Consider the following 21,606-nt stretch of genomic DNA (forward strand, 5'->3'; position numbering starts at 1 on the left):
CCACAGGGGGGAGCTGTGGCGGTAATGTTACTAAATTATACAAAGGGTGGGTTTTCCAGCCGATGTTTGAGCTGGTCGAGGGCAATCGCCGACAGTTCGAGCATGCGCTCATGCAAGGTGGCCAGTTGCAATTCGGTTTCATAGACCAGCACGCGCTTGAACAGGGTGCCGTCGCGGTGGGGCTGCAAGAAGTAGTGAATCGAGCCGTCAACGGCCAGGGAGGTGAACACGGTCTTGAATTCGCTGGGGCGCCGGGCGATCTGCACGCGGTAGCTCATGGGTACGCGCACGCCCAGCAGGTCGATGTACTCGGTAAAGCGCGCACCGACGGGGAGGGAACCGAGGGTGCCGGTGTCAGCACTGAGGGAGGTGGGGTGCCATTCGTGCCAGCGATCTGGCTGGGTGACGTAGTCGTAGACGGCCTCGATGGGGGCCTGAATGAAGCGTTCTTGACTGATCCGCTCCAAGCGGACCGACTGCTCGACAGCGCGCATTGCACACCTCCTGTGTGGCGTTCTTAGCACTGGGAACTGTCAGAATAGTCCGACTCCCGTGCTTTGCACGGGAGTACGCGAGCAATTGATCAACGGACTTTGAAGCGACTCATCAGGGCAATCACCCGGCCATTGGCGTCCAGCAGGCTTTGGGTATTGGTTTCGGTGGCGTGCCCGCTTTGCACCAATTCTTCGACCATATGGCGGATGTGTACCATGCTGCGGTTGATCTCCTCGGTGACCGCGCTTTGTTGCTCGGCGGCGGTGGCGATCTGCGTGCTGAGGTTGTTGATATGGCTGACCGAACCGGCCATCTCATCCAGGCCGGTGTTGACCCGGGCCGTCGCATCGGCCGCCGACTGGCAGCTGGCCTGGGTATTTTCCATGGCCGCCACCGACGTGCTCACCCCAGTGGTCAAGCGCGCGAGCATCTCGTTGATCTGCGAGGTGCTGGCCTGGGTGCGCGCCGCCAATGCGCGCACTTCGTCCGCGACCACCGCAAAGCCACGGCCTTGTTCGCCAGCCCGCGCCGCTTCGATGGCGGCGTTGAGCGCCAGCAGGTTGGTCTGGCCGGCAATCGCGCCGATTACGCCGAGGGTTTCGGTGATGCGCGCGGCGTCCTGGCGCATGTTTTCCACGCTGTGGGTAGCGCTGGAGACTTCGCCGATCAAGGCGCTGACGCTGTTGGACGCTTCGCCCACCACCACGCGGGAACGGTCGGCGTGCTCGTTGGCGCGCTGGGTAAACGCCGCGGTTTCGGCGGCGTTCTGCGCGACGGTGTCAGCGGTGGAGCTCATTTCGGTGATGGCGGTGACGGTCTGGTCGGTCTCCGAGGCGTGGCGTACCAGGATCTGGTTGGTCTGTGCCGAGGTCTGCTGCAACTGCGCCAGCCCTGACGACATGGCGGCGGTGGCCTGGGTTACTTCACCGATCATGTTTTGCAGGTAAACGATAAAACGGTTCACCGAATGGCCGATGGCCCCCAGTTCGTCCTCGGCGCGGATGGTGATGCGGCGCGTCAGGTCGGCATCGCCGGCAGACAGCGCGTCGATGTTGCTCTTGAGCGACTTCATGCGCTGTACCAGTTGGCGGATCGCGTAGACCTGCAACAGCACCAGCAACAACACCATGGGAATTTGCAGCAGGGCCAGGCTGCCCAGCACGTCATTGCGCTGGGCGGTGATCAGCGACGTGGGCAGGGCGGTGGCGAGGAACCACGGCGTGCCTTCGATGGGGCGCATATAGAAGGTGCTGGCGACGCCGCCGTTGTCGAACTCGCTGCGCTGCAACCCTTGGTTGCGCTGGGCCAGGGCTTTGCTGACCTGGGCGGCAAACGCCGAGGTGCCGGTCAGTTCGCTGATGTTCTTCAACACCACCGGGCCGCTGATGCGTGAGCTGTTGCTGATGATCTTGCCGTCGCCTTCGACGATGAGCATTTGCCCGCCGATGTCTTTTTCCTTGCTGGCCACCAGGTCATTGAAGAAACCCAGGGTCACGTCGATGGTCGCTACGCCATACGCTGCGCCGTCGCGCTGGATGGCCATGGCGCAGTTGGTGCGCGGTTCCTGGCTGGCGTCGTCTTTATACGCGGCAGCCCAGGCGCATTGGCCGCGCGGCGAGGCGAGGCCGCCTTTGTACCAGCTCTGGTCGTAGTAGTTCGGCGCGGGGTCGCTGTTCCAGAACGTGTTGACCGTCAGCTTGCCCGAGGCATCGCGGTGCCAGAACGTGCTGTGCTTGTTGCGCCCCGGGGTGCGTTGGTTGGGCAACGGCCAGATGCCGCCGCCAAACACTTTCAGCTCGCCATACTGATCCACCAGGCCCGGCAAGACCTTGTCGATGGCATCGCTGTCGAGCAGGGGAATGGTTTGGGTGATGGTACGTTGCTGGGCCTGAACCTTGTTCAGTTCGCCCTGGATCTGTTCGGCCACTTCGCTGACGCGGTTGAGCACCACCTGTTCTTCGGTGTGCTGCAACTTGGGCGCGACCAGCTGGCCGATGCCGACCACGGTCAAGACAAATAACACCAGGACGAACAGCACCAGAAACAGGGTGTAGCGGGCTTGGATGGAGCGCAGTGCAGGCATGGGGGTCGTCCTTACGAAGCGTTTATTATTCACGCGGCTTTGTTGGAGCTTCGTAGGGCTATCGGCTTGGGTATCAGGAGCTTTAGGTACGTTCGTGCAAGAAAGTCGAGGCGCCGTTTGCCGGCGCCTCATCTTTATATGTCCAGCATCGCCATGACCGCTTCGGGATAACGCAGGCCAGCGGTGGCCTGCGCCGGGAAGATCGCTTCCAGCGCGGCCAATTCGCCAGGCGCCAGGGTGATCGACAGTGCCTTCACGTTCTCCTCCAGGTACTTACGCTGCTTGGTCCCTGGAATCGGGATGACGAAATCGCCCTGCGCCAACACCCACGCCAGCGCCAGTTGCCCGGCGGATACGCCTTTTTCTGCCGCCAGCGCCTGCACCTGGTTCACCAGCAGCAAGTTTTTCGCAAAGTTATCGCCCTGGAAGCGCGGGCTGAAACGGCGGTAATCATCAGCCGCGAAATCCTCCGGGCTGTTCAAGGCGCCGGTGAGGAAGCCCCGGCCCAGTGGGCTGTAAGGCACAAAAGCGACGCCGAGGCGCTGGCACGCCGCGAGACAGCCGTTGTCTTCCTGGTCGCGGCTCCATAGCGAATATTCGCTTTGCAGGGCGCTGATGGGATGGACCTTGTGCGCTCGCTCCAGGGTGGCGGCGGAGGCTTCACTCAAGCCCAGGTAACGCACCTTGCCCTGGGTGACCAGCTCGGCCATGGCGCCGACGGTTTCTTCGATGGCGACTTCGGGGTCGATGCGATGTTGGTAGTAGAGGTCGAGGGTGTCCACGCCAAGGCGGCGCAAGGTGCCGTCGATGGCTGCGCGGATGTACTCGGGGCGTCCGTTGACGCCGCGCAGCGCCGGGTTGGCCGGGTCGCGCACAATGCCGAACTTGCTCGCCAGGAACACCTGGTCGCGTTTGCCGGCGATGGCCTGGCCGATCAGGCTTTCGTTGGTGTGCGGGCCGTAGATGTCGGCGGTGTCGAGGAAATTGACCCCCAGCTCCAAGGCGCGGTGCAGGGTGGCGATGGCCTCCTGGGTGTTGGTGCCGGTGGTGTAGAAATCGGTCATGCCCATGCAGCCGAGGCCGATGGCGCAGACATGGGGGCCGTTTTTGCCGAGTTGACGGGTGTGCATGGGTGCAGCTCCTGGGTGGGGTAGGCCGCTATTGTTATCCTCGACAAAACCTGGATAAACCGGCTAAAACCGCTATCACTATTCGTAAATTCCAAATAATCGACGGGGAAGGGTGCCTTTGGACCGTTTTAATGCGATGCGCGTGTTTACCCGGATCGTCGAGTTGGGCGGCTTTGCCAAGGCCGCTGACAGCCTGCAATTGCCGCGCGCGTCGGTGACGGTGCTGGTCAAGCAGCTGGAAGCGCACCTGGGGGTGCAGCTGTTGCAGCGCACCACGCGACAGGTCAGCCTGACATTGGACGGTGCGGCGTACTACCAGCGCTGTGTGCGTTTGCTGTCCGACCTTGAGGAAACCGAGGCGGTATTTTCCACCAGCCGTCAGAACCCACGGGGCATCTTGAGCGTGGACATGCCCTCAGGCGTCGGGCGTTTTATCGTGATCCCGGCGCTGCCCCAATTTACCGCGCGTTACCCGCAGATCGAGCTGGAAATTGGCCTCAACGACCGTCCGGTGGACCTCATCCGCGAAGGTGTGGACTGTGTGCTGCGCGGTGGCCCGGCCCTGGATGAATCGCTGGTGGCACGGCCTTTGGCGATGCTGGATCAACTGACCCTCGCCAGCCCGGCCTATCTTGCGCGCATGGGCGTGCCTGAGTCCTTCGACGACTTGGCACATCATCAGATGGTGGAGTACGTCTCCAGCACCAGCGGCAAGCGTTACGGGCTTGAATTTCAACTGGGCGCGCAAGTGCGCCTGGTCAATTTGCCTAAATGCGTGGCCGTCAACAGTGCCGACGGTTATTTCGCGGCGTGCGAAGCGGGGTACGGTTTGATTCAGGCGCCGCACTACCACGCGGTGCAACAGTTGGCGCAAGGGGCCTTGGTTGAAGTGCTGCCACAGTTGCCCGTGCCGGCGCTGGCATTGACCGCGTTGTACCCGCCACACCGCCAGTTGTCCCAGCGGGTGCGGGTGTTTGTGGATTGGCTGGTGGAGTTGTGTGCTTCACCAGGCTTGGGGTTGAAGCGCTAGGCGTATCGCTACACGAAAATGCGCAGGTCTCCAGGATAGTCGGTGCTTCGGAGCGGTTTCAGCGGGTCAGGTGCCGGGACTTTCGCGGCATAGCCCAGGCTGGGAGTGGGCGTTTTATGATCAAACACGCCGATCGCGGTGCTCCCGGTCATCTCGGCCACGCCCGGCACACCCTCGGATGTTTTCATATGGGCCGTCCCCACCACGGCCACCCATTTCTCGCCATTGGACGTCGACTCGATGGTTTTGCTCGCGTAGTAATTGAACTCTCTGAGCCGTTGTTCCGAGCCTTGGCCTGGCTTGGTGGCGCCATATAGATGTTTTACGTCCTTGTGGCGGGTGAGGTAGTAGTGGTCGAGTGGAATGACTTCTATCCCGTTGGCCTCAAGCGCGGTCTTGAGGTCTTCAAAGCTCGGTGCCGTACGCGGCTTTCCGGTATCCCCCAGCATGCCGATGCCGTCATCCTGATAGCCCTTGGGCAGGTCGGGCCGGGACAGGAGCCCCTCGAGGTACACACGTTTAACGCCTTCTTTTTTCAGCGTCTCAATGTTGTCAAAGAGCAGCTTGAAGCTGGCCATCTGATTGTGGAGCTCACCCAGCACCACACCGTCCGAGGTTTTCAGTACATCCTCGAGCATTTGCGCGGCGGGCACGGGCTTGATGACTTTGGGGATCACCGGGCGCGGTGGCAGGTTGCCGGGGAGCTTGGCGTAATGATCAAAAAGCTCCTCTACGAACTTTTTGACGGTGTCGAATTTTGTATTCGGCTTGAAGTGGTCAGGCTCCAGCTTGCCTTTCATCGCCGTCGCATATTCCCCTTGGGGCAAGGGAGCCCTGGCGCGTGGCGGGCGGTGGTGAACGTTGTACGGCGCCACTCGGTTGTGTCGCATGGGGACGATATTGATGTCGGGAGACCTTGGCCACAGGGTATACGCCGGTGTGAAGTCCTTGATGGGGCCGCCGTAAGGCTGCTTCTTCACGGGGTCATAGGCATACCACTGGTCGTTGTGGTGAACGGCGACGGTTTCGACGGTTTGATCCGCCGATTTGAATGTGCCGATCGACGCCATCCCATGCGCCTCGCTGGCTTTGATCAAGTCATAACTGCCGGTTGCGCCTTTTAGCGTACTGATGCTTTTGTCCGTCAACGCTACCCCGGCGGCGCCCACGGTTTGCACGCCTTTGAACAGTTGCCTGCCGGCTTTGCCGGTCAGTTTGGCCGCGCCCATAAGCAGGTCGCCGACGCCATCCAGCGGGTTGAGTGCGCCGATGGCCGCGACCCCGATCACCTTGGCCCCCTTGATGAATTTCGCGCCGGCAGACACCGCCTTTGACCCCAGTTTGCCGAGCTTTGCCGCAGTACCGGCTCCGGCCGTGACGAAACTGAAGATATCCAGGCCCAGGTCCAGTGCGCCCTCGGCGTAGTTGCCCTGGGAGAAATTGACGATGGCCGAGCGAAATGGAATCAGGTTGAGAAAAAATTCGCCCGCGTCCACTTGTGCTTGCTGTTGCTTCTCGTGGGGTGTCGCGCCCATGGAGCCTTGCTTGATGGCAGGGTTGTCGTATTCCAGGTGCTCGACAAAGGCCTCGGCGATGAGGTGGCTGCGAGCACTGGAAAAGCTATCCAGCCGCTCTGGGGATGGGCGCTCGCCTTGGTCGCCGTTGCCGCCGTTTTTGGGCTTGAACTCGGTTTGGCGGGTTTCTACGTTTCCGTCTGGCCAGGTCACTTCCTTCAGGTCGACATAGTTGTCTTTGCGCCTGATGCTGAGGTTTTGAATATCCAACTGATAAATCGAGCGTTGGCCGCCTTGTTCGACCTTGAAGCTCAGCATCAGGTTTTTGGATTTGAGCGCACCGGACTCGTAGGTGGACTCGTGAAAAAACTGGATTTTTCCTGACTCCAGCTTCTTTCGGTCCTCCAGCGGCAGCTGAGAAATCAGATGGCGCACGGTGGTGGCAATGCCACGCTTGCGCGCCTCGATAGCGGCGTCGAACTCCGTGTTGAGCGCCTGCATCACGCCGAGTGGCGGGCTTGTATTGATCCTGTCGACCGGAATGCGCGGGTCGCTGCTCTTCCATTTACCCAGGGTGCTTTCACCCATGAAGATATCCAGCATTGAAAAATACAGGCCCACGGGGCGTCGGTTGGGATCGTAAAGCGCTTGCGCGCCTTGCTTGTGGGATTCGTCCAATTGCAGCAGCGGCTTATCAAACAACGTGGGGTCGAGGTCGGGAAAGTGCGCCTTGAGCTTTTTGAGTGCGACGTCTTTGCGTGTGGGGATGTCGGCATTGATCGACGCGCTGGCTTCGAGGCGTTGATCCTGCTGGTCATTGAATGCGGCCCTGACGCTTTCCAGTTGTTCTGGGCTGTACGCCTCATCGGCGCTTTTGGCCAGCAGGCCGTTGGCCAGCCCCCAGTCGATCAACGCTGCCTGCTGTGCATGCGCCGGGGCGGGGTCGGTGATGGCGTCTGCGCGCTGCATGACTTCTGCGAACGTCATCTTGGCCGTAACGCCAGGGGCTTCCTGTTCAACTTTTGCCACGGCGATGCAGAAGGTGGCCCAGGCTTGGCTGCCATAGACCACGCGGTCAGGGATGTCCTTGACCAAAAACTCTGGTGCAACACGCCCTAGCAGCAATTGAGCGGCGAAGGCGGCGGTAGCTGGCGTGGTTTTTCCAGTGGCGACCAAGTGCGCTTTCAAGCCGTCAAGCACTGTAGACGCCGGCTTGCCCTGGTACTGTTCCTGCGCCCAGTCGAAGCCTGCCACCGTGGTCCTGCCGGGTTGGCTGATGGACTCGCGATCGAGCCCCAGATGGATTGCACTCAACACATACTCATACAGGCTGTCGTGGGTCGAGATACCGCTCAGTTTCGCCTGGATCGCTTGCCCAAGCGCTTCAGCCCTGGGGGATTTGAGCAGTTTTTCCAGGGTTTCGTGCGGGTCTTGCAGGTCGGCTCCAATAAGCGGCGTTGCCTCCAACAGATAACCCAGCGCGCCTTTGCGTTTATCGGCCAGTGGCAGGCCCGATAGCCGTTCGCTGTTGCGATCCAGCGTGTCGACGATCTGTTGTTGCTGGGTGGCGTCAAGCGGCAGGGGCCAGGACAGGCCGCCACCGGTGTTGCCCACCGAGGGGGCCGACGCCTTTTGATCCAGTGCATCGCGCAAGGCTATGGTTTGCGTGCGGGTGGTCGGGGTATCGAACCCCAACTGGCTGATGACCTCCGCCAGGCTAGGATTGTTGAGGCCCTCACGGGGGTAGGATGAGTCGGGGTCAATGGGCATGTTCCAGGTGCTTAAGGCGGAGGATATCGTCTGCGCGGATGTCGAATCATTCCACAGCAGGGAAATGCCGCGAAGGTGATTGGCCAGTTGGCGCAGGTTTTCCTGGTTCGCGGCTGCGGTTTTCAGACCGTCAGTTGGTGAAATAGTCGGAGCTGTTTTCGGGTGGATGGACTGGTTTTGGGAGGGAGATCTTTTTGTGCTCCCGGTAAAGGCAGGAATGTAGAAGGGAAGGGGCGCTATGATCATGGTTATGACTCAACTGCGTTGTGCCCAAGCATCCTCGTTAATGGCGCGAGTGGTTTCTTTCCTTGATGAGCATCAGATCAGTGAGTTCCTGGACGTGGAGCGTTCCACAGCAATCGTGAGGGCTAGTTGCAGGTGTCATGCAAGCCAAATCGCGCCATCGCCTGTAATATGGGATCTTTCCGACCCCGGCTCATCCCAGGTAACGGGTAGTGCTTAGCGTGTTCGGCGATACACAGCGGCTACATTCTCAAGATTCAGGAACTGTCATGACCCAAAAGCAACGTTTGAAATATTCGATTCTGATCGCCCTGACGGTACTGGCGACGATGTTTGGCCTGTCCTACCTGCAGAACATCGGGGCCATCAGCGAGAAAACCTTCCAGTACATCGCGATTTCCGTCGCCGTGATCGTGGTGGTGATCAACGGCATCATGCGTCGCAAGGTCAAGCCTAACTTCTGAGTCAGGCGCGGCCTTCGAGCACTTTGGCAGCCTCTGCATGGAGGCTGTAGCTTTTATCGGCATTGAGGGTGATCACGCCCTCGCTGCACAGGCGCTTGAGCACTTCACGCACGCTGAGAAACGACAACGGAATGCCCAGCTCCAGCAAGTGGCTGTGCACGCCGCGTACCCCGAGGGTGCGCTGGTTGTCGGCGGCCGTGAGCAGGGCGTCGATGACCTTCAGCCGGATCAGGCTGGTGCGCAGGCCAAAATACTTGAGCAAATGGCGGATCCGTTGGTTGCCTTGCTGTTCCGGCGCCTTGCCGAAGGCGTGGCCGCCGCTGCCAAACGTGGCCTCGGCGGCGGGTGAATGTCCATCCGTGGGCAGTTGCGAGTTGTACATGCAATAAAACTCCTTATCAGAGCCTGATCAGGAAAATGAGCGCTCTTGGTTAATAAGACGAACGAGCAGCCGAAATCATGAAGTTTTAGATGTGTAAATTTCGTCAGTATCGGATTTGTCACAGCGACAAAGCCTGCGCGTGCCTAAATTGTTCCCGGTCAATTGCGTCCTTACGGTGGGGTAGCTGCCCCTTGCGAGGGTGTTCAATTTGACTGTGGAGTGGGCGTGATTATTTCCAACGGGTTGTCCAGGGTGTGTGTGGCGGGTGTATTGCTGGGCTTGAGCCTGGCCACATCGGCACGGGAACAGGTGACGCAGGCGTCGGCGCAAATCCAGCGCACCGGCTTTGGCGTGCCGCATATCCGCGCCAATGATGAGCGTGGCTTGGGCTACGGCATCGGCTATGCGTATGCCCAGGACAATATGTGCCTGCTGGCCAATGAAGTGGTGACGGTGAGTGGCGAGCGTTCACGCTTCTTTGGTCCGGAGCAGGCCACGCTGGAGGAGCGCAACAACCTGGCCAGTGACGTGTTTTTCACTTGGTTGAATACGTCGCAGGCCGTCGCCACCTTCTGGAACGCGCAAACGCCGCAGATCCAGCAGCGCGTCGAAGGCTATGTGGCGGGTTACAACCGATACCTGAAAGAACACGGCGCCCCGGCACAGTGCCAGGCGGCGTGGGTACGGCCGATCACGCCGCAAGACGTCGTCAAGCTGACCCGCCGCTTGCTGGTGGAGGGTGGTGTGGGCCAATTCGCCGAAGCACTGGCGGGCGCAACACCGCCTGGCGCTACCGCTGGCGTACAGGCCAGCGCCCAGCGCTTCGAGGTGGCAGCGGCCAATCAACAGCGCTTTGCCCTGGACCGTGGCAGCAACGCAGTGGCCGTCGGCCGTGACCGTTCGTTCAATGGCCGTGGCATGTTATTGGCCAACCCGCATTTTCCGTGGGTCGGTGGCATGCGTTTTTATGAAATGCACCTGACCATTCCCGGCCAGCTGGACGTGATGGGCGCCGCATTGCCGGGCTTGCCGGTGATCAACATTGGCTTCAACAGGCATGTGGCCTGGACCCATACGGTCGATACCTCCAAGCATTTCACCCTGTACCGCCTGACCCTGGACCCCAAGGACGCCACGCGTTACCTGCTGGACGGCAAATCCATCCCCTTGGATAAAACCACGGTAACCGTCCAGGCCAAACAGCCCGACGGCAGCCTCAAGGCCGTTTCCCAGGTGCTTTACAGCTCCCAATTCGGCCCAGTGGTGCAATGGCCCGGCAAGCTCGACTGGGACAACCACTACGCCTTCAGCCTGCGCGACGCCAACCTCGGTAACGACCGCGTGTTGCAGCAGTGGTACGCAATGAACCGCGCCGCCAGCCTCAAGGAACTGCAAACCTCGGTGCACACCCTGCAAGGCATCCCTTGGGTCAATACCCTGGCCGCCGACGACCAGGGCCAGAGCCTGTACATGAACCTGTCGGTGGTGCCGAACGTCAGCCAGGCCAAGCTCGCCCAATGCAGTGACCCGCGCGCCGGCCTGCAACTGATCGTGCTCGACGGCGCCCACAGCGCCTGCGCCTGGGACATCGACCCGCGTGCGGCCCAGCCCGGGATCTTCGCTGCCGACCAGCTGCCGCAACTGGAGCGCAGCGACTATGTGCAGCATTCCAACGACTCGGCGTGGCTGGCCAACCCCAAGGCGCCGCTGACCGGGTTCTCGCCAGTGATCAGCCAGGACCATATCGGCCTGGGCCCACGTGCACGCTTCGCCGTGCAACGCCTGCAATCCCTGGAAAGCAAGCCGATCAGCGTCACCGACCTGCAACATATGGTGATGGACAACGAGGTGTACCTGGCAGGCCAGGTCATGCCAGACCTGCTGGCGTTCTGCGCCAAACGCCTGGGCGCCGACGCGGCTGCGCTGCAACCGTTGTGCACCAGCCTGAAAACCTGGGACCAGCGCGCCAACCTCGACAGCGGCCTGGGCCTGGTGCACTTCATCAACCTGATGGACCACCTGCAGCAGCTTCCCGACGCCTGGCGCGTGGCCTTCGACCCGGCGCAACCGTTAAGCACACCACGCGGCCTGGCCATCGACCGCGAACCTGTCGCCACCGCCCTGCGCGAGGCGATGCTTGCGTCCGCCGCCGACGTGGCCAAGCTGGGCCTGACCGCCAACAGCCGTTGGGGCGATATCCAGGTCAGCGGCCAAACCCCGATCCACGGCGGCCCGCAGGCACTGGGCATCTACAACGCCATGCAAACCGTCCCACGTGCCGACGGCAAACGCGAAGTGGTCAGCGGCAGCAGCTACCTGCAAATCGTCACCTTCGACGATAACGGCCCCCAGGCCCAAGGCCTGCTGGCGTTCTCCCTGTCCAGCGACCCAGCCTCCAGGCACGCCAAGGACCAGACCCAGGCTTTCTCCGAGAAAAAACTCCGCCCGCTGCCGTTCACCGACGCCCAGATCAAGGCCGACCCGCAGTACCAGCAGCTACAGATCAAGGAGTAGGGCAGGCACGCAACCCCTTGAAAGCGCTGCGAAATATTTTTGAAATCAAGGGGTTGCACGCTTTGGCAAATACGTACATAATGGCGCCCATCGAACGCAACGAAGCATTAAAAACTTCAATGTATTCAATGAGTTAGAGTAGAGGCAGGCTTCATTAGCCCACTCAAGTTTGCATGCGGTGAGTGCCAGTGGTTAGGGCATTGATCGTTTGAGGCCGAGTAGCAAAATGGTTATGCAGTGGATTGCAAATCCACCTACGCCGGTTCGATTCCGACCTCGGCCTCCACTCTTAAAGCCCCGTAGATCAATGGTCTACGGGGCTTTTTATTGCCTGCGATTTATGAGCCATTCCGCAACTTTCGAGAGGCCTTCCGCAACCACCCTCCTTTATGACCACAATTTAGGGGGGGCAGCATCAGGCGCTAGGAGGCTATCGTTCATTTTCAGAGAGACGCCCAAGCATTAGAAGATGATATATTCGGGCGCGTAGAGATAAATTCATACTGGTGTGCCCGACCCTGATTTTCGCGGTTGGCATGTTGCGTGGGAGGGGGTGTGATATGTCAAGTATGTTGTTGGGGTTGCTTTCTTCTGAAACATTCAAAAGGAATAATAAGGTTTTAGAAGAGCACTTCAAAGATGGTGTCGATGAATTGTCCGCGCTACTAAAGTGCCACTTGCTAATCGAACAAAATCTCAGAGACTTCTGCAATGCGAGCGTTCTTAATCCGTCTCATCTTAAAGGTAAGCGATTTCAGTTTTCTCATGTTGTGAGCTTGGCAAGGGCGCTCATAGAAGAGCCTAAAGACCTCGATGTTAGCTGGATGTGGGGCGCGATAGATCTTTTGAATGGCCTAAGAAACAGCTATGCGCATGAGTTGGATCCGAACCTATTACTGATTGAAGAAAAAAAGAATAAACTCATAAAGCTTTTGTCTCCCATGATTAAGGATGAACCCCTGTATCAGGGAGTTGACGTGCCTCTAAATGTGTACCTGGGGATCCTAATTGGAGCGTTGTCTGGGTATTTGTTTTTTATTCTAGAAACACGCGGTGGCCTGAAGGGATGACTACGAATTTAGCTCTCGGTTTTTGGCCTCAAACGTAGTTAGCCCATCAAGCTTTCTTAGAATTGATTTGATTACTTCGTGGGCTTTACGATCTCGCCAACTCTTCGGTAAACCTTCTTGGTCATCTCCTCTGTGGAGTGTCCTAGTAATCGGCTGGCATGTCCCAGCTCGATCTCACTGGCAGCTTTCGGGCGGATGTCCTTGAACTGGAACTGGCGAATCAGTACGGCCAGGGCAGAGTCCCCATCGGCTCCGGCCTTAATGGCCGCGTTCTCGCGTGCTTCATCCCATCGATTGCGCAGCATCTGCTGACTCATCCGCAGGCCGGACGTGTTGGTGATGAGCCTCGATGTTTTGATGCCCTTGAGTGCACGTCGTTCTTGGAGATCATCAATAAAGGCACTGAGCCCGGATTGCACGCCCTCATCCTCCAGCCGTAGGCGGAGTTTCTTCGAGGTCTTACCTTGTTTGACCATCAGGAAGCCCGCGTTCAGGTCGGTGGTGGCGACCTTGAGTACGTCAGCGGGTCGCTGGCCAGTTAGATAGGCCAGGTCCATGGCGTCTTTGAGTTCCTGCGGCGCCTGATCATAGACGGCATTCCAAACGATCTCACCGGCGTAGTAGTCACGCGGGGTTTCCTTGTTGCGGCGCAGGCCGAAACACGGGTTTGCCTTGTCCGTCAGACCCCATTCCCGGGCGAACGTGAACATAGTTGATAGAAGCGCGATCTCTCGGTTGGCACGCACCTTGGCCTTCCTCGCGTCGCGGTATTGAGCAATGATCTGTGGTGTCATAGCGTCGAGTGGGGCGCCGGTGAACGCCTTTTTCAGCTGTCGGAGACCTTTCTGATAGTCGTCCTGAGTGCCCTTGGTCAGCTTGGGCATCACTTTCTTTTCGTACTCTTCGAACAGTCGGTCTATTAGGTGCGCAGGAGACGGCACTGCTTTGCGCTCCAGGCGCGCCCATTCAACTTTTGCGTCGTCAAGGTCACTGCCCAGGGGGATCTCTTTGCGTTTGCCTTCGGCGTCCCTGCCGTTGTAGTAGTACCCGATCCAGATTGTTCCGTTCTTTCGTTTCTGGCGGCGGCGGATCATGCGCGGGGGCAAATCCCGGTTTGCTGTGGATTTCTGGCGCATTGATTAGCTCACGTTCGCCAGGTCGAGTGACCAAGTTTCGGCGACTGCATTTACCGCAGAGGGCTTAACGCCTGCCAGTTTCAGGCGGGCGTATACGCGACCTACGATAGGGCGGTGTGCGCCTGTCAGGACAAACTCCCAGCGGTTGGTGGTCAGCCACAGGATTTGCTTGGACGGGATCTGATAACCGGTGATGGTGGCCAGCTCTTCGTCGGCCAGAGTTTCGCTTTGAAATTCCATCATCATGCCTCCGATACCAGTGCGTTTTTGAACTGTGCAGCGAGATGCCATGGCGTCCAGTAACCATCGTCCATTTGAACCGCGAGTGGTTCCGTCGGGCCATTCCAGCGCAGCCCATACCGAGGTAGCCCATAGCCCTCAGGCGGTCGCGGCGGTAGATCAGGTTTAAGCCCTCGTAAGTGTTCGTTTTCGGCGACCAGGGCCAAAATGGCCGCTGGTGTAGCGGCCTCAATAAAGTCGCGATAGGGCTTGGGAATCGCCAGTAGGGGCGTACCATCCATGCTCTTTACGGCGCTCAGCACATCGCCGTCACGCAGGCCATGATCTAGATTGCTGGTGAGCCGCAGCACTGAATTGCTGGTCCACCAGCTCCACTCGACTCCACCGGCAGCCATTGCCGCTGATTTAAGTACGTCGCTCATGCGGCCTCCCGATGCTGCACAGTGAGTTGCCATGGATCATTCGCCAGTGCTAGCGCTGCCATTGGCGGTGGGCTTACGCTGTTCCCGCACATGTGCACCTGCTGGCTGATGTTGAAGGGCTTGCCGTCGGCGCCGTGGGTGATGACGTAGCTGGTGGGGAAGCCTTGGGCCTTGTACAGCTCGGCCGGTTTGAGCATCCGCAGGCAGATGTCGACGATCACGTACGGCGTGCCTTTCACCATCACAGTGACCAGGGCCAGGCGGTCCTTGGTGGTGATGGTGGGTGCCGGTGCATCGCAGGCGCTGACGTTCTCGGTGCCGTAGTAGCTGATCAGGAAGGCGGCGACGCGCAGGGCTCCGGCTTCGTGTTCCGGCGAGAGGGTGAGCGACACCAGCGAGCTCTTGCCACCGCCGCCGGCAGTGATGGTCGGTGCCGGATCATCCAGGCCCTGGCCAACGCTCCCGCCGAATGCCCGTTCCATGAAGGCGCTGACCAAGCCGTGGTGCTGGCCGCCGGCACTGATGGTGTGCAGCGGGTCATTGGCGTCCCGTGCATCACAGTTGCCACGCATGTGCACCAGGTGCGCCGTCGCCAACTGCTGCTGGCTGCCGGTGTTGGTCACCGTGGTCATCGGGTCGCGGATGTCCTTGGCGTGCACGGTGTTGAACCCGCCGTTGGCCTGGATCATCACCGCAGTGCTGACGGACTGTCCGCCGCCGCTGGCAGTGACGGTGCCCACCGGGCCGCAGATGTCGTTAACCCCGTGGGAGCGGCGCTTGGTTGCACCGGAACCCTCGCCGTGCCCGGCCTGGACAATGCAGGCTGATGCTACCGCGCGATGGCTTCGGGTCATTAGCGTTCCCATTGGCTGGTCCGCCGATACCGGGTGCCCGGCATACACCGGCCCGCCGGCCCCAACCATTACTGGGCTGATCAGCGTCAGCTCACCGCGATTCGCGCAGGTCACAGTCGGCAGTGGGTCGAGCGGATCATTGATCCGGTCGCTGCCCTGGTGCGTTGCCGGTGCGATCACCGGGCTCACCACCGAGAAAGCGCCGCCCTTGGGATAGGAGGTGATCTTGCGCAGCGGCTCGCCGGCTGACTGCACCGACTCACCCGACCAGTTTGCAATCGGCACAATGAACGGCGCCGGGCTGTCGATGACGAATTTCTTCATGCCCTTGGCGACGCGGCGCAGTGTCGCGTAGGCCAGGTCTTTCTTGCGGCCGAAGATGCTTTTGCCAAGGTCGGTGAAGTCGATGCAGTCAGCGGCTGTCTTGTACTTCTGCTGGCCCTTGACCGGGTTCTTTGCGTGGGTAGCCTCAGGCCACACCACCGGCCGGCCATCGCACCGGGCAATCATGAACAATCGTTCCCGGCTGGTCGGCGCGCCGAAGTCGCACGCTTTGATCACCTTCCACTCCACCACATATCCCATGCCTTCCAGCAGGGCTACGAAACGGCGCCAAGTGCGGCCGCGCTGTTTCGGGTCCGGTACCAGGAACTGGTTCGACACCGGCACGTGCTCGCCGGGTTCGGCCACCCTGTTGGTGGTTTTCCCTTTCTTGGTTGGGTGCGGCACCTGGTCCAGCGTTACCACCCGGCCGGTGGCCTTGTCGCGTTTGGCGATCAGTCGGCCCCATTGCAGGATCTGCTTCACGTTCTCCAGGCTGATCACCCGTGGCCGCTTCATGCTTGCCCACTTGAGGCCGATCCACGACAGGTTGCGGATCTCGCGCTTGCGCGGCTGACCGCCGGCTGCCTGGCTGTGATGCGTGCAGTCCGGCGACATGTGGAACCAGCCCACGGCCTTGCCGCTGCACTCGGTGTCGGGGTCGCCCTCGAAAACATCAGTGGTGAAGTGCTGCGCCCCGGGGTGGTTCATGGTGTGCATGCTGATCGCTTGCGGGCTGTGGTTCTTCGCGACATTGACGGGGCGGCCTAAACCCATCTCCAGGCCGGTGCCTGCGCCGCCGCCACCACAGAAAAAGTCCACGACGATTTCGTCATCTTGTGCGTCAAAGCCCAGGCCATATTGGGTTTTGAAGTCGAATGGCTGCTTCTTGAATACTTTCATGCCACGCGCCCCTTGCCGTGCAAAGGGTCTGCGCCGGTGAACACGTCTTCAGGTGCTTCTGGCCACTCTTTTCGGATGACGTCGAATTCGCCCTCATTCCAAAGCCGCAGGAACGTCAGGCCGTCGTCGTCTCCAAGTGCGAAGGCGATAGCAGCTACAGCAGCGTCCTCGTCAAGGGGAAGGCGGGCTGTATGGCCATCTTGATGAATGATTGCTAAGACACCTTCAGCTTTTGAAAACCAGTCTGCTGCTGATGGGTTGTCTTCCTTCAATATCAGGACGCCTTCGGCGAGCAACCACGCGAGGCTGTCGAGATTGCGTAAGAGGACCGGGGTAAGATCAGGCGCAGTCATGACGCATCCTCCGCATTCAGTTGTGCGGGGCAGGCTGCCAACCACATTTTTGCGGCGAACGCGGTGAGCTGGCGGCGTTGTTGGGACGCCTTGGTGATCATGGGTTCTGTGCCTGGGAACGCCTTCCACGTTTCAACGGCGAGCCCAAGCGACGTGTTGATTTTGGTCAACAGTTCGTGATCAGTAATCGTGCAAGACGGCGAGCTGGCATGCTGTTCGCGAGCAAGGCTCACACCACGGTCAAAGCCGCGCGCGTATGCTTTGTTGGCTGCTCGGTACAGGAAAAATCCGGTTGCAAGCCAGCCGGCCAGAAGGCCGATGGCGATGATGTAGGTTTCGATTTGCATGTGCTGTGCCTCGATAAGAGCCCGCCGCCGGACAGTTTTGGTGAGAGGACGGCGGCGGGGTGTTGCTGTGGTGGTTAACCCAGGTTGAAGCTGCCGATGGTCAAGGTCGCGGAGCCGCCGACTTCTTGTTGAACGACTTGCTTGAACTCTTGGGCCAGGTCTTCGCGCAGTTGCGCTTCGCCAATCCAGCGCAGACGCAACGCTGGCTTATCGCCGCCGGTCAGCACGGCTACGCGGAGGCGGATCGTGCGCGATTCCAGCCCTTCGTACGGCGGGGTGGTGAACAGAAACTCAGCTGGCAGACCTTCCGAGGACTTGGCCTCGATCTGATCCATGGCCGAGCGGGACGCGCTCAGGTCGCCTACAACGTGCTCGCTTTTGCGGGCCTGCTCGATGCTGATGGAGCGGATGGCGCCAGCTGCCTTGGTCAGTGGAATGTCCTTGTCATCGGCGTCCAATGCTTTCAGGTTTGGCGCCCAATCCTCGATCCAATCACTGAGGTCTTTCTGGGCGTGCGTGCGTTGTGCCGCGTGCTCAAGTGCTAGGAATGCAGCGGTTTTTTTCAGGGTGAGTGTTGAGTTGTAGTCGCCGTGGCCCGGGTTTTCGGCATCGCCCAGGTTGAAGTACACGGTGCAGGCCATCGCTTCGCCGTCTACGAAGCCTACTGCGGCTGGGCCTTTGGCGGCGACCACGTAGTCTGCGAAGTCTTTCAGCGAATGAGTGGCCAAGGCACCACGGAAGCGGCTGCGCAGTTCCTGAAAGCGTTCAATGCTGTGGAGCTTTACGTCAGAAGGCAGCGCCAGCACTGGGGTGAAGGTGCCCAGCGATTTCGCGTAAGCCAGCAGGGCGGTGTCTTGGATCAACTGAATTGCTTTGGCTTCCATTAGATCTATTTCCTGTTTTGGTGAGAGGTATGGAGCGGTGTAGCGTTAGGACTTGGCGTGAATCGGTGCGGCGTCGCGGTTGAACAACTGATCCGCGTGGGGTGTCTCGGGGAACAGCGTGAGGCAGCCGCCCGAGCCGACATGCATTGGCGTGTCGAGGGTGGTGTCTTCGCTGCGGCTGCCACGCTTGGTCGGTACTTTGTAGGCGAGCTTGTGGTTGACGGTCACCTGGTGGCTGTCGGCGATCTGCTTCATGGTGAAGGTGAGCGTGACGGTGCCGACCTTCTTGTTGTCAACGACGCCGGCCGCGACCTCCGAGAGCGCGTGACCGATTTGGCTGGCGAAGACGCCGGCGTTGAGTTCGCCAATAAAGTCGGCGGTGTTGGTAGCTTTCATGTGCTGTGCCTCAGTGATGAGTTGCTGTTTGCCCCTGGTCGGCAGGGGCTACCGTTTGAATCAGGCCGCTTGCTTCGTCGCCTGGGCGTCGAGGTAGTCGGCCAGGTCGTGCAGGTAAACGACTGGCTTGGCGCGGGCTGAACAGTGCAGGCGCTTGACCACCAGCTTGATCCGACCTGCCTTGATTTCGCTCAGCAGGTAGCGGTCAGTGCGGATGTGCGTGAAGTACTGTTCACGCACGGCGGTCAGCGATGGGCAGGGTGTGGCGAACTGGCGCCGGAGTTGTTCCAGGGTGGTGGTCACGCGGGTTCCTCCCCATGCCCCTCCTTTTGGGGCACCAGCTTGAGGCGGATCAGTTCGGCGAGACCTTCTTTGCTCTTGCCCTTGGCCGCTGCCAGCACGTTGCCCTTGGCGTCTGCGACGACAGCGCCGTACGGGTATTCCGGGCACTTGACCGGGGTCACGTAGACCACCTGGTCGTCGGAGATGACGGCATCCACGCAGCGGAATACTTCGGCCAGTTCGACCGACACGCAGGGCAGTGACTCCAGCAATGCAACAGCCTCGGCTGAGGCGCCAATCAGCGTGGCGCGGCTGATCACCGTCGGATGATTGAGGTACATCGGCACCAGTTTCAGTGCGCCTACAGCGGCGTTGATGACGTTCGGCTTCATGCTGCGGCGTCCTTTTTGGTGATGGTGATGCTCAGCTTCTTGGCGATCCACTCGACACCGGCTTCCTTGACCATCACCACGGAGTAATGGGTGTAGTTGCGCAGTGTTGGATTCCAGCGGCTGCGCGGGTCGGAGAACAGGTATCCGCGCTCACGGTGTGCGCTGGCCAGGTCGCCGGACGAATTCAGCACGCCGAGTGCCCGCAGCCTGGTGCGGAAGGCGCGGGGCTTGAGTCCGAGCAAAGCGGCGGTTTGATCCAGGGTGCGGTTCATGGCGGCAGGTCTCAGGCTGACTGTTGTTCGAACAGTTGATGGCGCCCGCGAATCGTGAGGAAAACCTCATCCAACGAGCGCAAGAATTCATCTACCGTGCCGTTGTTGCGGAGGATCAGGTCATCCTGGCGAACCGTTACCCCGGCCTCGCTGATGTGGGCGTTCACGGGTTTGGCGTCGTTACGACCGATGTGAATGACCGTGCCGCCCCGGCGGCGAATGAGGTGGGCTTCGTTCTCAAAACGCACGTCGCTGACAACGAAGCCGATCACCGCGCCAAGTGCGTTGGTCATGTAGTCGAGGTTCTGTTCCGCAAGCTTCACCCATACATCCGGGTGCACGGTGTTGCGCGCCCACTCGGTGCCCATTGATTGCATCAATTGGCGTGGCGAACGATCCAGCCAAGCCAGGGGCTGTTCTTTGCGGTCGCCTTCAAAGTCGGTTGGGTCGAGGTTGAAGATCGCCATCAGGCCATCGCGCAGCGGATCGGCGAAGGCGTAGTGCTCTAGCAGGTACGTGCCTACCAGGTGTTCAGCGGCGGTGGACTTGCCAGAGCGGGCGGGGCCCGCGAGGCCAATCAGAAGGGGCTTCATGCTGCATCACCTCCCCATGGGCCCAGGTCATCTGTGGCTACGCGTGCGGGGCCGGGGGTGATGGTGGCGCGGCCCAGATTGACGATGACCAACAGGCCAGTGCTGCGCTGGATGCGCTCTACTGCGGCGGGGCTGGTGGCGGCTGCGGGGTGGAGAAACACCGGGCAGCGGGTGTTGCTGTGCTGTGTCGTTTGCATGGGTCGTACTCTTTGGTGAGAGGGGTACGAACAAACAATACGCGTTTATTTGTTTTTTGGTCAACAGGAAAATTTGTAATTTATAGAGCGTGCAACAAAAAGCCCGCAATGAGCGGGCTTTTCATACAACATTTGATCTCAACGCAAGACGGAGTACCAGAAGATACGGCCTAAAATAGTTATGCCTTCCGTCTGGATCTGGTCCTCCGGGTACTCTTCGTCAGGATGTTCGTCCCGATTGAAGCTCCGCATGCGCAATCCTCCGCGCGGCAAGCGGTAAAGGATTTTCACCCTGAGCTGGCCATTCTGTTTTATGGCGAACATGTCGCCGTCTTTAATGGATGTCTTACCTTTATCAACCCCGGCCAATCCCCCGTCTGGGATGACAGGATCCATGCTATTGCCGGACACGGTAATGCAGACAACGTTACCAAGCTCGATCCCCATCCCTTGTAGCGTGGACTGGCTAAAGCCAAGCCTTACAGTGCCGTGCTCTGCTATTTCCGTACGCCCAGAACCTTCGGGCTGTTCAATTTCCTTGAGCAAGGGAACCTCGACTTCATTTTCAAGTGGAGGTCCGTCTTCCCACACGGATATAGGGGCATCAATCAACTTGGCGTTGGATCGCTCGGTAGCTGTCGGGGAAGACTCCCAATTCTCGTCAAGCGCTTCGACAGGCATGTTTAGTACCTGGGCGATATGCATTGCGTGCTTGGTGGTCTGGGACTTCCCGCCCTCAAATGCGGCATACACCTGCTGAGTCAGCTTTTTGGGCGGTGTGAGCTGGGCCGTGACCCGTGCGGCGACCTGCGCCTGGGTCAGGTCGAGTTCTTCGCGGCGGGCCTTGAACTTGAGGGCCAGACGGCTTGGGGTTGGGAGCTGTTTATTCATCAACGGAGGCTACAAAAAGTTTTGTATTTCTTCAAACATAAAAACATGTTGAGAATTAACAAAAATAGTTGTAATTTCTCGTTGTGATTTCAGTTCAGGGGTTGAGATGAGCATTTCGAATTCCATGCGTGAGGCGCTTGCCAAGGCCATCAGCCTTGCCGGTGGCCAGGCCGCGTTCGCGGTGCTGGTTTCAACGCCAGAGCGGCACGTGTCGCAACAGCTCGTCTCTTACTGGTTCAGAAGGGGGGAAATTCCTGCTGAGCTGGTATTGCGAGTCGAAAAGCTGACCGGGGTACCGAGAGATGAATTGAGGCCCGACGTGTTTCTACTTCCGGTGGACTTGCAAGCAGCTTGAAAAGGGTGCCGGGCTGGGGCCTCTCACCAAAGATCCCCCAGCCCGGCTACGACGATACACAGCACATGCACAT

24 protein-coding genes, 1 tRNA gene and 1 pseudogene are annotated in these 21,606 nt (G+C 59.7%); 6 read left to right on the forward strand and 20 right to left on the reverse strand.

All coding sequences use genetic code 11. The features are described from left to right. Nucleotides 1-35 precede the first annotated feature (35 nt). The 4 genes and pseudogenes from ACZRMO_RS08395 to ACZRMO_RS08410 all read right to left on the reverse strand — a co-directional run bounded on the left by ACZRMO_RS08395 (nucleotide 36) and on the right by ACZRMO_RS08410 (nucleotide 3,708). The gene (locus ACZRMO_RS08395) at nucleotides 36-494 is read right to left on the reverse strand and encodes an SRPBCC family protein (protein WP_463972545.1); all 459 of its coding nucleotides are present in this window, start codon (nucleotides 492-494) and stop codon (nucleotides 36-38) included. An 89-nt stretch (nucleotides 495-583) separates the two neighbouring features. Then, nucleotides 584-1,429: a methyl-accepting chemotaxis protein gene (locus ACZRMO_RS08400; RefSeq protein WP_463972844.1), complete on the reverse strand. Its 846-nt coding sequence runs from the start codon at nucleotides 1,427-1,429 to the stop codon at nucleotides 584-586. 15 nt (nucleotides 1,430-1,444) lie between these two features. Beyond that, nucleotides 1,445-2,710 (reverse strand): annotated as a pseudogene (locus tag ACZRMO_RS08405) (HAMP domain-containing protein); the annotation flags it as partial. Between the two features lie 2 nt (nucleotides 2,711-2,712). Continuing rightward, nucleotides 2,713-3,708 (reverse strand): aldo/keto reductase, encoded by a 996-nt coding sequence (locus tag ACZRMO_RS08410; protein WP_463972546.1) that lies wholly within the window; start codon nucleotides 3,706-3,708, stop codon nucleotides 2,713-2,715. A 118-nt stretch (nucleotides 3,709-3,826) separates the two neighbouring features. Here ACZRMO_RS08410 and ACZRMO_RS08415 point away from each other — a divergent pair, with 118 nt between their 5' ends. Continuing rightward, nucleotides 3,827-4,738 (forward strand): LysR family transcriptional regulator, encoded by a 912-nt coding sequence (locus ACZRMO_RS08415; RefSeq protein WP_463972547.1) that lies wholly within the window; start codon nucleotides 3,827-3,829, stop codon nucleotides 4,736-4,738. Between the two features lie 8 nt (nucleotides 4,739-4,746). On the opposite strand, the gene ACZRMO_RS08420 is transcribed toward ACZRMO_RS08415, so the two are convergent. After that, nucleotides 4,747-8,268: a membrane-targeted effector domain-containing toxin gene (locus tag ACZRMO_RS08420; RefSeq protein WP_463972548.1), complete on the reverse strand. Its 3,522-nt coding sequence runs from the start codon at nucleotides 8,266-8,268 to the stop codon at nucleotides 4,747-4,749. 266 nt (nucleotides 8,269-8,534) lie between these two features. On the opposite strand from ACZRMO_RS08420, the gene ACZRMO_RS08425 reads away from it, so the two are divergent. Continuing rightward, complete coding sequence (locus ACZRMO_RS08425) at nucleotides 8,535-8,729, forward strand: hypothetical protein (RefSeq protein ID WP_124527649.1); 195 nt, start codon at nucleotides 8,535-8,537, stop codon at nucleotides 8,727-8,729. Between the two features lies 1 nt (nucleotide 8,730). On the opposite strand, the gene ACZRMO_RS08430 is transcribed toward ACZRMO_RS08425, so the two are convergent. Beyond that, nucleotides 8,731-9,111 carry a fe2+ zn2+ uptake regulation protein gene (locus ACZRMO_RS08430; protein ID WP_463972549.1) on the reverse strand — a complete coding sequence of 127 codons (381 nt, stop codon included), beginning with the start codon at nucleotides 9,109-9,111 and terminating at the stop codon, nucleotides 8,731-8,733. Between the two features lie 225 nt (nucleotides 9,112-9,336). Here ACZRMO_RS08430 and pvdQ point away from each other — a divergent pair, with 225 nt between their 5' ends. The 3 genes from pvdQ to ACZRMO_RS08445 all read left to right on the forward strand — a co-directional run bounded on the left by pvdQ (nucleotide 9,337) and on the right by ACZRMO_RS08445 (nucleotide 12,695). After that, nucleotides 9,337-11,625 carry a bifunctional acylase PvdQ gene (pvdQ, locus tag ACZRMO_RS08435; RefSeq protein WP_463972550.1) on the forward strand — a complete coding sequence of 763 codons (2,289 nt, stop codon included), beginning with the start codon at nucleotides 9,337-9,339 and terminating at the stop codon, nucleotides 11,623-11,625. A 212-nt stretch (nucleotides 11,626-11,837) separates the two neighbouring features. Then, nucleotides 11,838-11,911, forward strand: a tRNA-Cys gene (locus ACZRMO_RS08440). A 274-nt stretch (nucleotides 11,912-12,185) separates the two neighbouring features. Beyond that, on the forward strand, nucleotides 12,186-12,695 hold the full coding sequence (locus tag ACZRMO_RS08445; RefSeq protein ID WP_463972551.1) for a hypothetical protein: 510 nt from the start codon (nucleotides 12,186-12,188) through the stop codon (nucleotides 12,693-12,695). Nucleotides 12,696-12,766: 71 nt separating this feature from the next. Here ACZRMO_RS08445 and ACZRMO_RS08450 read toward each other — a convergent pair whose 3' ends face one another. From ACZRMO_RS08450 to ACZRMO_RS08515, 14 genes are all read right to left on the reverse strand, one after another. Continuing rightward, nucleotides 12,767-13,831: a tyrosine-type recombinase/integrase gene (locus ACZRMO_RS08450; protein ID WP_463972552.1), complete on the reverse strand. Its 1,065-nt coding sequence runs from the start codon at nucleotides 13,829-13,831 to the stop codon at nucleotides 12,767-12,769. A gap of 3 nt (nucleotides 13,832-13,834) precedes the next feature. Continuing rightward, the gene (locus ACZRMO_RS08455; protein ID WP_124527654.1) at nucleotides 13,835-14,071 is read right to left on the reverse strand and encodes a DUF4224 domain-containing protein; all 237 of its coding nucleotides are present in this window, start codon (nucleotides 14,069-14,071) and stop codon (nucleotides 13,835-13,837) included. A 2-nt stretch (nucleotides 14,072-14,073) separates the two neighbouring features. Continuing rightward, entirely contained in the window at nucleotides 14,074-14,493 is a 420-nt protein-coding gene (locus ACZRMO_RS08460; protein WP_463972553.1) for a hypothetical protein, read from the reverse strand. Then, nucleotides 14,490-16,571: a DNA cytosine methyltransferase gene (locus tag ACZRMO_RS08465; RefSeq protein WP_463972554.1), complete on the reverse strand. Its 2,082-nt coding sequence runs from the start codon at nucleotides 16,569-16,571 to the stop codon at nucleotides 14,490-14,492. Before ACZRMO_RS08465 ends, ACZRMO_RS08460 begins: the two co-directional genes overlap by 4 nt. Then, nucleotides 16,568-16,924 (reverse strand): hypothetical protein, encoded by a 357-nt coding sequence (locus tag ACZRMO_RS08470; protein ID WP_463972555.1) that lies wholly within the window; start codon nucleotides 16,922-16,924, stop codon nucleotides 16,568-16,570. The genes ACZRMO_RS08465 and ACZRMO_RS08470 overlap by 4 nt, the downstream gene beginning before the upstream one ends. Beyond that, the gene (locus ACZRMO_RS08475) at nucleotides 16,921-17,271 is read right to left on the reverse strand and encodes a hypothetical protein (protein WP_463972556.1); all 351 of its coding nucleotides are present in this window, start codon (nucleotides 17,269-17,271) and stop codon (nucleotides 16,921-16,923) included. The genes ACZRMO_RS08470 and ACZRMO_RS08475 overlap by 4 nt, the downstream gene beginning before the upstream one ends. A 74-nt stretch (nucleotides 17,272-17,345) precedes the next feature. Then, a complete protein-coding gene (locus ACZRMO_RS08480; protein ID WP_463972557.1) occupies nucleotides 17,346-18,155 on the reverse strand; it encodes a DUF2303 family protein in 810 nt (269 codons plus the stop codon). Between the two features lie 45 nt (nucleotides 18,156-18,200). Next, nucleotides 18,201-18,551, reverse strand: a complete 351-nt coding sequence (locus ACZRMO_RS08485) for a hypothetical protein (protein ID WP_463972558.1) — start codon at nucleotides 18,549-18,551, stop codon at nucleotides 18,201-18,203. Between the two features lie 60 nt (nucleotides 18,552-18,611). Further along, nucleotides 18,612-18,854: a pyocin activator PrtN family protein gene (locus ACZRMO_RS08490; RefSeq protein ID WP_463972559.1), complete on the reverse strand. Its 243-nt coding sequence runs from the start codon at nucleotides 18,852-18,854 to the stop codon at nucleotides 18,612-18,614. Further along, complete coding sequence (locus ACZRMO_RS08495) at nucleotides 18,851-19,225, reverse strand: hypothetical protein (RefSeq protein ID WP_463972560.1); 375 nt, start codon at nucleotides 19,223-19,225, stop codon at nucleotides 18,851-18,853. The genes ACZRMO_RS08490 and ACZRMO_RS08495 overlap by 4 nt, the downstream gene beginning before the upstream one ends. Then, nucleotides 19,222-19,497: a hypothetical protein gene (locus tag ACZRMO_RS08500; protein WP_463972561.1), complete on the reverse strand. Its 276-nt coding sequence runs from the start codon at nucleotides 19,495-19,497 to the stop codon at nucleotides 19,222-19,224. Before ACZRMO_RS08500 ends, ACZRMO_RS08495 begins: the two co-directional genes overlap by 4 nt. 11 nt (nucleotides 19,498-19,508) lie before the next feature. Continuing rightward, nucleotides 19,509-20,090: a deoxynucleotide monophosphate kinase family protein gene (locus tag ACZRMO_RS08505; protein WP_463972562.1), complete on the reverse strand. Its 582-nt coding sequence runs from the start codon at nucleotides 20,088-20,090 to the stop codon at nucleotides 19,509-19,511. Continuing rightward, entirely contained in the window at nucleotides 20,087-20,287 is a 201-nt protein-coding gene (locus ACZRMO_RS08510; RefSeq protein WP_463972563.1) for a hypothetical protein, read from the reverse strand. Before ACZRMO_RS08510 ends, ACZRMO_RS08505 begins: the two co-directional genes overlap by 4 nt. A gap of 138 nt (nucleotides 20,288-20,425) precedes the next feature. Next, nucleotides 20,426-21,178, reverse strand: coding sequence for a S24 family peptidase (locus ACZRMO_RS08515; RefSeq protein WP_463972564.1), 753 nt, complete (start codon nucleotides 21,176-21,178; stop codon nucleotides 20,426-20,428). 106 nt (nucleotides 21,179-21,284) lie between these two features. Here ACZRMO_RS08515 and ACZRMO_RS08520 point away from each other — a divergent pair, with 106 nt between their 5' ends. Next, nucleotides 21,285-21,533, forward strand: a complete 249-nt coding sequence (locus ACZRMO_RS08520; RefSeq protein WP_463972565.1) for a YdaS family helix-turn-helix protein — start codon at nucleotides 21,285-21,287, stop codon at nucleotides 21,531-21,533. Nucleotides 21,534-21,606: the final 73 nt, after the last annotated feature.

It is taken from the genome of Pseudomonas sp. B611, from assembly GCF_055407965.1.

What these genes read in the sequence shown, in the direction of transcription:
- ACZRMO_RS08395 (WP_463972545.1), bottom strand. Translation starts at nt 494, where the DNA reads ATGCGCGCTGTCGAGCAGTCGGTCCGCTTGGAGCGGATCAGTCAAGAA.
- ACZRMO_RS08400 (WP_463972844.1), bottom strand. Translation starts at nt 1,429, where the DNA reads ATGATCGGTGAAGTAACCCAGGCCACCGCCGCCATGTCGTCAGGGCTG.
- ACZRMO_RS08410 (WP_463972546.1), bottom strand. Translation starts at nt 3,708, where the DNA reads ATGCACACCCGTCAACTCGGCAAAAACGGCCCCCATGTCTGCGCCATC.
- ACZRMO_RS08420 (WP_463972548.1), bottom strand. Translation starts at nt 8,268, where the DNA reads ATGATCATAGCGCCCCTTCCCTTCTACATTCCTGCCTTTACCGGGAGC.
- ACZRMO_RS08425 (WP_124527649.1), top strand. Translation starts at nt 8,535, where the DNA reads ATGACCCAAAAGCAACGTTTGAAATATTCGATTCTGATCGCCCTGACG.
- ACZRMO_RS08430 (WP_463972549.1), bottom strand. Translation starts at nt 9,111, where the DNA reads ATGTACAACTCGCAACTGCCCACGGATGGACATTCACCCGCCGCCGAG.
- ACZRMO_RS08445 (WP_463972551.1), top strand. Translation starts at nt 12,186, where the DNA reads ATGTCAAGTATGTTGTTGGGGTTGCTTTCTTCTGAAACATTCAAAAGG.
- ACZRMO_RS08450 (WP_463972552.1), bottom strand. Translation starts at nt 13,831, where the DNA reads ATGCGCCAGAAATCCACAGCAAACCGGGATTTGCCCCCGCGCATGATC.
- ACZRMO_RS08455 (WP_124527654.1), bottom strand. Translation starts at nt 14,071, where the DNA reads ATGGAATTTCAAAGCGAAACTCTGGCCGACGAAGAGCTGGCCACCATC.
- ACZRMO_RS08460 (WP_463972553.1), bottom strand. Translation starts at nt 14,493, where the DNA reads ATGAGCGACGTACTTAAATCAGCGGCAATGGCTGCCGGTGGAGTCGAG.
- ACZRMO_RS08465 (WP_463972554.1), bottom strand. Translation starts at nt 16,571, where the DNA reads ATGAAAGTATTCAAGAAGCAGCCATTCGACTTCAAAACCCAATATGGC.
- ACZRMO_RS08470 (WP_463972555.1), bottom strand. Translation starts at nt 16,924, where the DNA reads ATGACTGCGCCTGATCTTACCCCGGTCCTCTTACGCAATCTCGACAGC.
- ACZRMO_RS08475 (WP_463972556.1), bottom strand. Translation starts at nt 17,271, where the DNA reads ATGCAAATCGAAACCTACATCATCGCCATCGGCCTTCTGGCCGGCTGG.
- ACZRMO_RS08480 (WP_463972557.1), bottom strand. Translation starts at nt 18,155, where the DNA reads ATGGAAGCCAAAGCAATTCAGTTGATCCAAGACACCGCCCTGCTGGCT.
- ACZRMO_RS08485 (WP_463972558.1), bottom strand. Translation starts at nt 18,551, where the DNA reads ATGAAAGCTACCAACACCGCCGACTTTATTGGCGAACTCAACGCCGGC.
- ACZRMO_RS08495 (WP_463972560.1), bottom strand. Translation starts at nt 19,225, where the DNA reads ATGAAGCCGAACGTCATCAACGCCGCTGTAGGCGCACTGAAACTGGTG.
- ACZRMO_RS08500 (WP_463972561.1), bottom strand. Translation starts at nt 19,497, where the DNA reads ATGAACCGCACCCTGGATCAAACCGCCGCTTTGCTCGGACTCAAGCCC.
- ACZRMO_RS08505 (WP_463972562.1), bottom strand. Translation starts at nt 20,090, where the DNA reads ATGAAGCCCCTTCTGATTGGCCTCGCGGGCCCCGCCCGCTCTGGCAAG.
- ACZRMO_RS08510 (WP_463972563.1), bottom strand. Translation starts at nt 20,287, where the DNA reads ATGCAAACGACACAGCACAGCAACACCCGCTGCCCGGTGTTTCTCCAC.
- ACZRMO_RS08515 (WP_463972564.1), bottom strand. Translation starts at nt 21,178, where the DNA reads ATGAATAAACAGCTCCCAACCCCAAGCCGTCTGGCCCTCAAGTTCAAG.
- ACZRMO_RS08520 (WP_463972565.1), top strand. Translation starts at nt 21,285, where the DNA reads ATGAGCATTTCGAATTCCATGCGTGAGGCGCTTGCCAAGGCCATCAGC.